Origin of the sequence: Jonesia denitrificans DSM 20603 (genome assembly GCF_000024065.1) — a bacterium.
Classification (GTDB): domain Bacteria; phylum Actinomycetota; class Actinomycetes; order Actinomycetales; family Cellulomonadaceae; genus Jonesia; species Jonesia denitrificans.
Genome location: NC_013174.1, coordinates 488,868 through 500,363 on the forward strand (window position 1 = coordinate 488,868; position 11,496 = coordinate 500,363).

An 11,496-nucleotide genomic window follows, 5' to 3' on the forward strand; every position below is an offset into this window, starting at 1 on the left:
AGTGACGACGCGTCATGGTCAGCACAGAAAGTGTCGTAGAGTCAGTGCATACTGGATGGGCTGACCACGAACGGAGAGGACAACGGTGGCCGCAGAAAACAAGACCCCCGAATCAGGCGGAGTACCCACACCGACGGGGACCGCGTCACCAACGCCCATGACCACGCAAGACGCCGCCCGATTCGCCACAATGTTCACCGCAATTGTGGACAACATTGCGCGAGCTATCCTGGGCAAAAAACGTGTCATCCGGTTGGTCCTGACCGCACTCATCGCGGAAGGGCATATCCTCCTCGAAGACGCGCCAGGAACCGGGAAAACAGTCCTCGCTAAATCGCTTGCCGCCTCCATTGAAGGCACCCACTCGCGCATCCAGTTCACCCCCGACCTCCTGCCCTCAGACGTCACCGGTGTCACCATCTACGACCAACGGGCTGGACGCTTCGAATTCCACCGGGGGCCAGTCTTCGCATCGATCGTCCTCGCCGACGAAATCAACCGTGCTTCACCCAAAACCCAGTCGGCCCTTCTTGAGGTTATGGAGGAATCGAAAGTCACTGTTGACGGCGTCACCTACGGGACCGGTCGCCCCTTCATGGTCATCGCCACGCAAAACCCCATCGAGCAAACCGGAACATACAAGCTTCCAGAAGCCCAACTCGACCGGTTCCTCATGAAAACCTCCCTCGGCTACCCCGACCACGACTCAGTGATCACCATCCTGACCGGCTCAGCGCAGCGCGACCGCACCGCATCCTTACGCCCTGTGATCAGTGGTGAAGACATCACAGTCCTGTCAGACATCGCCGCCCACGTGTACCTCAACCCAGCCATCGCCGACTACGTTGCCCGTCTTGGCGCAGCCACCCGCAACGACCCAGAAACCCGCATCGGTGTGTCTGTGCGTGGCTGCATAGCCCTGGTGAGAGCCGCAAAAGTGTGGGCAGCTGCCCAGGGACGTAACTATGTTGTCCCCGATGACATCAAAGAACTTGCGCCAGAAGTCTTCACCCACCGCATCATCCTGGACCCGGAGGCAGAGTTCACGGGGGTGACCACACAAGACGTGATGAACAGAATCCTCACCAGTGTGACCCCACCCGCCGAGCACAAGTGAGTGACCCACCCCATGTCATCTCCCACCGCAACATGGTCCACCGATGTGAGGCTCCGTCGACTCAGTGTGAGCCCGCTCGCGGTGTACCTTGCTGTGCTTGCACTCCTTGGTCTCATTGTGGGGTGGGTGGCTTCGTGGCGTGAACTCCTCGCCGGAGCGATCGTCGCGATCATCGGCATCAGCGTGTCCGCTCTGTACACTGCAGGACGCTCACACTATGCGGTCGCTCTCAGCCTCGCTGACACCACTGTACGTGTGGGACAACGCGCAATCGGGCAGGTTGACGTCACGAACATCGGGAAACGCCGCCTCATGCCTGCACGCATCGAAATGCCCGTGGGGCGGCGCTCAGCAGAGTTCTCCCTCCCGTCACTTGGCCCAGGGGAAACCCATGACGAAATCTTTGCCATACCCACTAAACGCCGTGCCGTGATCACGGTTGGACCGGTATCGTCGGTGCGCGCTGACGCACTGGGACTTATCCGCCGCGAAATTGTGTGGACGACACCCCACGACCTCTACGTTCACCCCATGACCATTCCCCTCACCACCCAAATGGCTGGAATCCTGCGCGACCTCGAAGGCCAAACACGCAAAACAATTTCCGACAACGACATGTCGTTCCACGCGCTTCGTGAATATGTCCCAGGAGACGACGTCCGCAACATCCACTGGAAAAGCTCAGCCCGCAACCAAAGCCTCATGGTGCGCCAGTACGAGGACACCCGCCGCACCACCACAGTCCTTGGTGTTGATGAAGACGCAGCGTCCTGGGCAACAGAAGACGACTTCGAACTTGGGGTGTCTGTCGCAGCCTCAATTGCGGTGCACGCTATCCGACACGGACTGGAACTGACCGTTCTCAGTCATACTCACACCCTGCGCACCACAACCCCCAAAGCACTGCTCAACGACTCGTGTCGCCTGGAGACCACCGCCACACCGACCGAGTGGATCACCCGCACCATGGTGCGCGAGGAACCCACCGCAACATTGGCTTTTGTCATCACTGGCGCTCAACAAAGCCCCACAGAGCTGCGTGAACGGCTTGCCCTGTTCGACCCGGGGATGCGTATCGTCGTGGTGGAATGTTCCGTTGACGCACAGCCGTCGGTGACGCACCGTGACCAACTCACGGTGATCCGGCTAGCGACGATGACGGATCTGCCACGAACACTCGCGCTGGCGGTGGCCAGATGACCACACCGACCATGCCACACCACGTGGCCCCAGTCACCCCCACCCAAGAACGGCGGGCGCGCACAACCCCCGCCTCAACGTTTGGCGACTGGGGGGCCCTGGCAGCGTTTGTTGATGTTGCCCTCATTGTGTTGCTTGTGGCTGTTTCCTTGTTACCTATCCTGCCAGCCTACGGAAGTCAAGGGGCGTTGTATGCGGTTATTGGTGGTGTGCTGACTGGCGCACTACCGGTGGTGATTGGGGCATATGCGCGATGGGCGTTACCCATCACACTCGTGGTGACCTTTGGCGTGTACATCCTTGTTGGCGGGATCATTGCTTATGGTCCTACCCTGATCGCAGGTGTCCTCCCATCGCGTGAGTCAATTCAAGGCACCTTGGTGGGGTTAGTCGCCTCATGGAAACAAGCATTAACCTTGGACCCACCACTTGGCGGGGACACAGGACTGCTGTTGTTACCTTTCCTGATGGGGTTTTTGGGGGCTTTCATCGCTGCATCACTGGCAGTGCGCCGCCGGACCTGGACGATGACGCTGCTTGCTGCGTCCATTCCGTTGGTGACCCTTGCAGTGGGTATTCTGTGGGGAACGTCAACCGCTCCCCGTGCAAGCCTTATTGGAATGCTCATTGTTGTGAGCATCATGGTGTGGGGGTCGTGGCGAATGCGCACGTGGCGCCCGCGCCGGGTGGCTGCTCTGGCTGTCGTTCTGGTCGCATCTGTGGTGATTCCCCTTGTTACGGCCCCGATGATGGTGCTGGAAAACCCGCGTTTTGTGTTGCGTACAGTGGTTGAACCTCCATTTGATCCGCAGGACCAGATCAGTCCGCTGAGCCAGTACCGCTATTTCATCAAAGAGTTCGCTGACACCGACCTGGTCACGGTCACTGATTTGCCAGATGGCGCAACTGTTCGCCTCGCGACAATGGACCGTTACGACGGGGTGGTATGGTCCGTTTCTGGTGATGGTGACCGCGCGGGCTCTGGGGCTTTTCGACGCATTGGAGAGCGGGTAGAGAGCACTGTTGAGGGCCCAGTGGCGACAACAACTATTGATATTCACGCGTTGCGTGGTGTGTGGTTACCCACTGTGGGGTATCTCAGCGGCATCACCTATCAGCGTGGTGTCGCGAAGGACGTCCGGTATAACGACGCGACGGGAACGGCTATTGACGTCAAAGGGATTAGTGAAGGTCTGAGCTACTCGGTGACGTCAGTGGTTCCACCTCAACCCACCGATGAGCAACTTGGCGATGCGCGTGCCGGGCGGATCGCCATCGCTGACGCTGACAATATTCCCACCGCGGTCGCTGAGCAGGCGTCCCTCGTGGCTCGTGAGGCTAGTACCGTCCCGCTGGTTGTTCGGTCTTTTGAACAGTTTTTTGTTGAGCGTGGTTTTTTCTCTCACGGTGAGCAAGTGTCAGGGTACGCGTCGCTGTCAGGGCATGGTTCAGCGCGTATCGCTGAACTTCTTGGTGCTGACCTGATGGTGGGGGACGCCGAACAGTATGCGTCAGCGATGGCGCTGTTTGCCCGGCAGCAGGGATTCGCATCGCGTGTTGTGATGGGGTTCGCTCCCACGGAGGATGAGCGCGCTCAAGGGGACTCGTTGACGTTCACTGGTTCGGATATGGACGCCTGGGTGGAGGTTTACTTTGATGGCCACGGGTGGGTGTCATATTTCCCCACCCCGGACGAGTCGAAGACACCTAATTTGGCTGAGGACCAGTCAGAGCCGGAACCACAACCTGATTCTATTCAGCCGCCTCCTGACCCTGCGCCCAGTGTGACACCACCTGAGCCAGACATTGAAGATCCCATTGTTGATACCGAAGAGGACGATCAACGTTCCACGGTGAACTGGGCTGCCATTGTTCGGGTGGTCGCCACCGTGGGTATTCCCGTGCTACTGATTCTTGGGCCACCACTGCTCATTGTGGCGCTGAAACTCCGTCGCCGCCGGTCTCGGTCGCGGACGCGGGGGCGCGACAAGGCGATTGGTGCGTGGAATGAGTTAATTGATGCGGCACGAGACCACAAGATCATGATTCACCGAGATCACACCCGCCGCGAAGCTGCCCGCTACCTGGAGCGGGTCACCCCCGCGCGTGGAGTTGTGCTCCTCGCTGACCACACTGATCGGGCGGTGTTTGCACCCACCGAACCGCGGGATGCCACGGTGGATACGTTGTGGAATGATGCTTTGGAGTATGTGAAAGGTCTTGGGGCAGATCAACGCTGGTACCACAAGGTGCGGGCACGTGTGTCGCTTGCGTCTTTGCGGCACGCGAGTGACGCACATACCCGCACCGGGCAGTGGATTACCGGCCGGTTCCGTCGACCGCGAACTGGTCAATCTGCGCGAGCACCTCAGGTTCTAGTGCAGGAGCAGTCAACGCCTGAAGCGAGTCAGTTAACTGCTCTGGACTCGACGCCCCCACCAGAACAGACGTAATCCGCGCATCGCGAAGGATCCACGAGAGCGCGAGTTGTGCCAGGCTTTGACCGCGATCCGCTGCGATCGCCGCCAGGCCACGGGCGCGTTCGAGGTAGGTGTCATTGACCCGTTCAGCGGTGAGGAAGTGTCCAACAGCGGCTCGGGAATCAGCAGGGATGTGACCGTCAAGGTACCGGTTTGTGAGCAACCCCTGGGCTAAGGGGGAAAACACGATCATGCCCATGGCCAGGTCGTCCACAACCTCCAGCAAGGACTGTCCGGTTCCTCCAGGTTCGGTGGAACCTGCATCACGCTGTTCGATATGCCGGTTGAACATGGAGTACGACGGTTGATGAATGAGCAGAGGCGTCCCTAACTCCTGAGCAACCTGATAGGCGGTGCGTGTCTGGGCAGGGGTGTAGTTCGAAATCCCTGCGTAGAGAGCTTTCCCACTGGTGACAGCGCTGTGAAGCGCACCCATGGTTTCTTCGATAGGGACGGTTGGGTCGGGACGGTGAGAGTAGAAAATGTCCACATAGTCGAGTCCCATGCGGGTGAGGGACTGGTTGAGGGAAGACAAGAGGTATTTGCGGGAGCCGCCATCACCGTAGGGTCCCGGCCACATGTCATACCCGGCTTTGGTGGAGATCACCAGTTCGTCACGGTAGGGGGCGAGGTCGGTGGCGAGGAGGCGCCCAAAGTTGCTTTCCGCACTGCCGTATGGGGGGCCATAGTTGTTGGCGAGGTCAAAGTGGGTGATCCCGTGGTCGAACGCGGTGCGAACAATGGCACGTTGCCGTTCGAAGGGGGTTGTGTCGCCGAAATTGTGCCACAATCCCAGTGAAATCGCGGGAAGGTCGAGCCCGGAACGGCCGGTGCGACGATAGGTCATGGAGTCGTAGCGGTTGTCGCGAGCGGTGTAGTGCGTCATGTGTTGGCCACCAAACTGTTATCTAACTGTCATGCGATCTGTGATCGCTGCCACTTACTCTTCGATAGTATCGAAGTGCGCCAGGCTCAATGGGGAGTCTGAGCGCGCCCCCCCATGGTGGGTCACAAACACTCAGAAGAGTGCTTGCATCTCCCGGTTAAAAACTTGTTTGCGCGAGTTCGTTGAGTGCGTCAATGAACTCGCGAAATGTTGAGCTGTTGGTTGTGAACCATTCCGGGTCAGTAAAGGGGACATCAGCCGTGTCATGTGCCTCAGCCCATGCGGGGACAGCACCGAGGACCACGGCCCAGGGCAGGAACTCATAAAACCCTGCCCCCGTGAGTGATGTTGGCGGTTGCGGGTCGCGAAGGTAGTCCCCAAATCCGGCGAGCGCTTCGGCGTATGCCCGTCCATGCGGCGTGCGTTGTTTCCGGTGTGCTTTGGCGAGTGCTTCGTGGTCGAGGTCTTGTCGAAGTACACCAAGGTCCGCGGTGTCTTGTCCGATGGCTCGCAGGACTTCAAGGAATTGGGGGGCGAGTTGTTCCGCGATGGAGGTGAGGTGCACTGTGTCGGTGTGTGCGAAGAACGCGTCCAGGAGGGCTTGTTCTGCGGTGGTGACAGGGTCGTTGGGTGAAAGTCTCGTCAAGGTCCACCCAGGAGAGGACTTTGACATGTGGATGTGGCCGCGGTGGGCGAGGGTGAGGAGCATGCCGGTGACGTCACGGGCACGCAGTTCTTTGGACATGAGGGCGCCTGCCACAGCGACTGTGATGCCCGGTGGTGGAGTTGCTCGACGGGGTCCTGTGGGCAGGTCATAGGTTGTTGTGATGGGGGCACCGGGGTGGTCAGCGACCCAGGTGACGTCGCCGGCTGGTGCTTGCGCGCATCGTTGGTCAGGTCGGCGCCGGGTGGCGGCGATCAGCGTGACGATCAGCCCGCCAGCAATCGCGGTGACGATGAGGATCATCGGCCAGGGGGAGGACCCGGGGATTTGTTGGTCGATATTTTCGGTCCAGGTGGGGTCGAACTCTGGCGCTTCGGTGTCGTCGTTGGTGGGGGTTGGGTCCACATCGATGTCGTTGACACCTAGTCGCGTGTAGGTTCCTGGGGGCCAGGTGACGGCAACGGCCATGGTGGTGCTTTCCACCGCGTTACTGAGGGTGAGTGTCGGTGTGTTGTGTCCTAACGATGTGCACCTGACGGGGTCAGCTGTGGTGGTGTCGTCGGTGGTGGCGAGTTCTTCCCAGTTGTCGGGGGGAACGAAGTCGCAGTGGGCGGTGGTGGGGGCAAGTGGCCCGTGGACGGTGACGGACACGTGGGGGGTGTAGCGGTCTGTGGTGAGAACGGGCCAGAAGAATTCGTGGTCTCCGGGGTAGTCGCCTGTTCGGGCGAAGGTGAGTGTGCCTTCTACCGTGTAGCTGAGGGTGAGTGTGAGGGTGTGGGGGATGGAAGCATCGACAGGGGTGATGGTGACGTGCAGGGTGTTTCCATCATCGAGGACTGAGTGGGTGAGGTCGACACTGTCGGATTCTGTGTGGAAGTTGGTGTATTCCAGGCGTCGCCATTCGTCGTTGGTGTACGGGGTGAACCGTTCGAGTGCGCGCCCCAGTGTGCGTGGTGGGGTGGATGCGAACTCCCAGGTGTGTTCTTCGCGGACAGTGACTTGGCCTTGTTCGGTGAGGCGCACGTCCATGGCAATGGTGTGGCGGGTTTCGCTGGGGAGGTCGTCCTCAGCGGCGCTGACGGTGGTGGCGTGGCCGGCGGAGGGGGGGATGCTCAGGGTGAGGGCTAGGGTGGTGAGCGCCATGATGAGGAAAGTGAGGGCGGTTATGCGGGTGGGGCGCACGTGGTTATGCATCAGGTGAAATCCAAGGGGAAGGGTGGGTATAAACCGTGCGCACAGCTTCGTAGGCTGCCCCGAGCATGGCTGCTCCTGATCCGAGGGTGCCGGGAAGGATGTCGAAGTCTGCCCATGGTGCAGACAGGACCTGGTGGCGCAACGACTCAGTGACCGTTGTGACTATATGAGGGTACAGGTCAGCGTAGATGCCTCCCAGGACGAACATGTGAATGTCTAGTAAGTTTGCGTATCCCGACAGGGCTCGTCCTAGTGCGGTGGCGGCTCGTTGGACTGCGTCATGTGCGTGGGGGTTTCCTTGTTCGAGGGCAGTGACGAGACCGGTGATGCCAGCTGAGGTATCGAGTTGTGCTGCTGTGAGCATGGCGTCGAGGCCGGCGTATTGTTCGAGGCAGCCGCGCGAGCCGCAGGAACATTGTGGGCCGGTGGGGTCAATGGTGACGTGGCCGAGTTCTCCGGACCAGCCGCGTCGGCCCAGGAAGAGGGTGTGGTCGAGGATGATTGCTGACCCGATGCCCACCTCACCGGAGACGTAGATGAAGGTGTTGAGGTTGGCTTGTTCTTTGGCGGCGAGCGCACCGTAGTTTGCTTCGTTGCCGATGCGCACGTTGGTGTGTTGCCCGGTGGCGGCGGTGACGGCCGCACTGATGGGGGTGGTGTCGACGGGGTCGAGGTCAGCCCAGCCGAGGTTGGGGGCGATGCGGAGTGTGGCGTTGTTGGGGTCAACGAGGCCGGGTAGGGCAAGATGCGCGCCGGTGATGATCGGTGTGGAATGGGTGGGGCGGAGTTCTGATGCGGTGGCGGTGGTGATGAGCTCGGTGGTGACTGCAGCGAGTTTTTCGAGCACGGTTGCTGGGTCGGATCCGTGAAAATCACCCGGGAGGAGGATGCGGTGGTAGGCAGTGCCGGTCAAATCATGGATAACCCCACCAAGGTAGGACACGTTCACTTCGAGGCCGATCCCAAAGTATGTCCCTCGTGCTGGGGTGAGTGGGACCGCTGGGCGGCCGGCTTTCCGGGAGAAGACAGGGTCAAGTTCGGCCACAATGTGTGCGTCGACGAGCAGGTCAACGAGGGAGGACACGGTTGCTCGGGTGAGGCCAGTGCGTACTGCGAGGGCAGCACGTGAGAGGGGATCTTTGGAGCCAAAGATCTCTTGCGCAACGAGCGCAAGGTTCCTTTCACGCAATGTATGTTGGCCGGCGGCGGAATGAACAACTGTCATGGTGTTGACCTTATCGAAGCGTGGGGTTAAGTTTAATCACACAACAAATATCATCACCCTCGTGAGGAGAGAGTGCAATGACGCAGCAGGACATCAAATACTCCTTCGGTCTGTGGACAACCGGATGGCAAGGCCGCGACCAGTTCGGTGACGCCACCCGTGCATTTCGCAGCCCAGCCGACGACGTCCGCAAACTTGCGGAACTCGGTGCGTGGGGTTTCACCTTCCACGACGACGATGTCGTCCCTTTTGGTTCAGATGATGCAACCCGCGCCAAGCTCCTCGGCGAGGTCAAGGACGCAGCGCAGGAAACGGGTCTCACCATCGAGATGGTGACCACCAACCTCTTCTCCCACCCCGTCTTCAAAGACGGTGGCGTCACATCCAATGACCGCTCCGTGCGCCGTTTCGCGCTGCGCAAGGTGCTCCGCAACGTGGACCTGACCGCAGAACTGGGCGCCAAAACCTTCGTCATGTGGGGTGGCCGTGAAGGCTCCGAGTACGACGGTGCCAAGGACCTCCACGCAGCCCTTGAGCGGTACAAGGAAGGTGTCGACCTCATCGCGGGGTACATCAAGGAGAAGGGCTACGACATCAAGATCGCCCTTGAGCCTAAGCCCAACGAACCTCGCGGGGACATCTTCTTGCCCACCGTTGGTCACGCACTCGGCTTCATCGCGGAACTCGAACACGGGGACATCGTTGGTTTGAACCCCGAGACTGGTCACGAGCAAATGGCTGGCCTCAACTACACTCACGGTCTGGCACAGGCTCTGTGGGCTGACAAACTCTTCCACATCGACCTCAACGGTCAGCGTTCCATCAAGTTTGACCAGGACCTTGTTTTTGGTCACGGAGACTTGTTGTCTGCGTTCTTCACCGTGGACTTGGTGGAAAACGGGTTCCCTGCCTCCCCAGACGCTCCCCGCTACACCGGCCCACGTCACTTTGACTACAAGCCAAGCCGCACCGAAGCGGTTGAGGGCGTGTGGGACTCCGCAAAAGCCAACATGGAGACCTACAACCTTCTGGCGGCGAAGGCCAAGGCCTACCGTGAGGACCCTGAGGTTAAGGCAGCAATGGAGCAGGCTGGCCTGTTTGAGCTGGCAACACCCACCCTTGCTGCAGGTGAATCGGTGGCTGACCTTCTTGCTGACACATCCGCGTTCGAAGACTTCGACGCTGATGCAGCAGCGGAGCGTTCCTTCGGGTTCGTGCGCCTCAACCAGCTTGCGATCAAGCACCTGATTGGCTGAACTCATGACGCAACGCCTTGTCGCTGGAGTTGATTCGTCAACTCAATCGTGCAAGGTCGTCATCCGTGACGCGGAGACCGGGGCGCTTGTGCGTTCCGGCTCCGCGAAACACCCTGATGGCACGGAAGTGCACCCGTCACACTGGTGGGCGGCCTTCCAAGAAGCGGCAGCTGCCGCTGGTGGCCTCGACGACGTCGAGGCCATTGCCGTCGGTGGGCAGCAACACGGCATGGTGGCTTTGGATCACAATGGTGAGGTCATTCGTGACGCGCTGTTGTGGAATGACACGCGTTCTGCTGGTGCAGCGCGTGATTTGATCGCTGATTACGGTGCCCTGACGGGACGTGATGGCGCCCTCGCGTACGCGCAGGACATTGGTGTGGTTCCGGTTGCTTCGTTCACTGCCACAAAGGTGCGGTGGATGCGTGATCACGAACCGGAGAACATGGCAAAAGTTGCTGCGATTGCGTTGCCCCATGACTGGCTGACGTGGCAAATCATTGGTGCTGGTGGTGAACCTGGTGCGGCCCGTGACCTTAGTGCGTTGGCAACGGATCGTTCTGATGCGTCAGGAACGGCGTACTTTAACTCCACTAGTGGCGAATATGATCGCACGTTGTTTGAGTTAGCTGCAGGTGAAGGCGCGTTCGATGCCATCACGTTGCCACGGGTTCTTGCGCCGCAGGAGTCGGCTGGTCGTACCCCGTGGGGTGCGTTGGTTGGTCCTGGTGCCGGTGACAATGCAGGGGCCGCGCTCGGGTTGGGGGCCGCTGCCGGGGACATCGTGTTGTCTGTGGGTACCTCGGGTGTGGTCACTGCGGTGTCGTCCACTCAGGTGTGTGACGCGACCGGAAACGTGGCAGGGTTTGCGTCTGCAACCGGTGATTTCCTCCCGTTGGTGTGCACGATTAACGCATCGCGCATCATTGATGTAGCACGCCGCATCCTGGGTGTGGATTACGACGAGTTGGCACAGTTGGCGCTGGCAGCGCCTCCGGGGGCTGGTGGGCTAGTTCTGGTGCCGTTCTTTGAAGGTGAGCGCACCCCGAACCGTCCGGATGCAACGGGAACACTGCATGGTATGACGCTAGAGAACACGACCCCGCAGAACATTGCGCGGGCCGCGGTGGAAGCGTTGCTGTGTTCGCTGGCTGACGGTGTTGATGCTCTGCGGGAGTTGGGTGTTGATGTGCGCCGGTTGGTGCTGATCGGTGGTGGGGCTCAGTCTCCGGCGACCCGAGCGATCGCTCCGCAGGTCTTTGGTCTGCCGGTGACGGTTCCAGCGTCGGGTGAGTATGTTGCTGATGGCGCTGCCCGCCAGGCAGCGTGGACGCTGCTTGGTGGGGACACTCCGCCACAGTGGCCGCTTGCTGGTGCGGAGGTGTTTGAGGGTGAAGAACAGCCGATCATTCGCGAGCAGTATGCACGGGTGCGTGACCTGGTTTAGGTAGGTGACTGTGTGCGGGGTGGTGCA

The 11,496-nt window shown here is 60.1% G+C and carries 7 protein-coding genes and 1 pseudogene; 5 read left to right on the forward strand and 3 right to left on the reverse strand.

Features of this window, described 5'->3' with window-relative positions; translation table 11 throughout:
* Positions 1-157: 157 nt before the first annotated feature.
* The 3 genes and pseudogenes from JDEN_RS02290 to JDEN_RS14340 form a co-directional block, all read left to right on the forward strand.
* Positions 158-1,117, forward strand: a complete 960-nt coding sequence (locus JDEN_RS02290; protein WP_041288069.1) for an AAA family ATPase — start codon at positions 158-160, stop codon at positions 1,115-1,117.
* 12 nt (positions 1,118-1,129) lie between these two features.
* On the forward strand, positions 1,130-2,317 hold the full coding sequence (locus tag JDEN_RS02295; protein ID WP_015770755.1) for a DUF58 domain-containing protein: 1,188 nt from the start codon (positions 1,130-1,132) through the stop codon (positions 2,315-2,317).
* 1,484 nt (positions 2,318-3,801) lie between these two features.
* Positions 3,802-3,984: pseudogene (locus JDEN_RS14340) on the forward strand (transglutaminase-like domain-containing protein); the annotation flags it as partial.
* Positions 3,985-4,636: 652 nt separating this feature from the next.
* Here JDEN_RS14340 and JDEN_RS13340 read toward each other — a convergent pair.
* The 3 genes from JDEN_RS13340 to JDEN_RS02315 all read right to left on the reverse strand — a co-directional run bounded on the left by JDEN_RS13340 (position 4,637) and on the right by JDEN_RS02315 (position 8,766).
* The gene (locus JDEN_RS13340; protein ID WP_015770756.1) at positions 4,637-5,683 is read right to left on the reverse strand and encodes an aldo/keto reductase; all 1,047 of its coding nucleotides are present in this window, start codon (positions 5,681-5,683) and stop codon (positions 4,637-4,639) included.
* A gap of 157 nt (positions 5,684-5,840) precedes the next feature.
* The gene (locus tag JDEN_RS02310; protein ID WP_015770757.1) at positions 5,841-7,541 is read right to left on the reverse strand and encodes a DUF2207 domain-containing protein; all 1,701 of its coding nucleotides are present in this window, start codon (positions 7,539-7,541) and stop codon (positions 5,841-5,843) included.
* Positions 7,534-8,766: an ROK family protein gene (locus tag JDEN_RS02315; protein WP_015770758.1), complete on the reverse strand. Its 1,233-nt coding sequence runs from the start codon at positions 8,764-8,766 to the stop codon at positions 7,534-7,536. The genes JDEN_RS02310 and JDEN_RS02315 overlap by 8 nt, the downstream gene beginning before the upstream one ends.
* A gap of 77 nt (positions 8,767-8,843) precedes the next feature.
* On the opposite strand from JDEN_RS02315, the gene xylA reads away from it, so the two are divergent.
* A complete protein-coding gene (gene xylA / locus JDEN_RS02320) occupies positions 8,844-10,022 on the forward strand; it encodes a xylose isomerase (RefSeq protein WP_015770759.1) in 1,179 nt (392 codons plus the stop codon).
* Between the two features lie 4 nt (positions 10,023-10,026).
* Positions 10,027-11,469 (forward strand): xylulokinase, encoded by a 1,443-nt coding sequence (locus tag JDEN_RS02325; RefSeq protein ID WP_015770760.1) that lies wholly within the window; start codon positions 10,027-10,029, stop codon positions 11,467-11,469.
* Positions 11,470-11,496: the final 27 nt, after the last annotated feature.

Coding starts and splice junctions, on each gene's coding strand:
- JDEN_RS02290 (WP_041288069.1), top strand. CDS start 158: ATGACCACGCAAGACGCCGCCCGATTCGCCACAATGTTCACCGCAATT.
- JDEN_RS13340 (WP_015770756.1), bottom strand. CDS start 5,683: ATGACGCACTACACCGCTCGCGACAACCGCTACGACTCCATGACCTAT.
- JDEN_RS02310 (WP_015770757.1), bottom strand. CDS start 7,541: ATGCATAACCACGTGCGCCCCACCCGCATAACCGCCCTCACTTTCCTC.
- JDEN_RS02315 (WP_015770758.1), bottom strand. CDS start 8,766: ATGACAGTTGTTCATTCCGCCGCCGGCCAACATACATTGCGTGAAAGG.
- JDEN_RS02325 (WP_015770760.1), top strand. CDS start 10,027: ATGACGCAACGCCTTGTCGCTGGAGTTGATTCGTCAACTCAATCGTGC.
- xylA (WP_015770759.1), top strand. CDS start 8,844: ATGACGCAGCAGGACATCAAATACTCCTTCGGTCTGTGGACAACCGGA.
- JDEN_RS02295 (WP_015770755.1), top strand. CDS start 1,130: ATGTCATCTCCCACCGCAACATGGTCCACCGATGTGAGGCTCCGTCGA.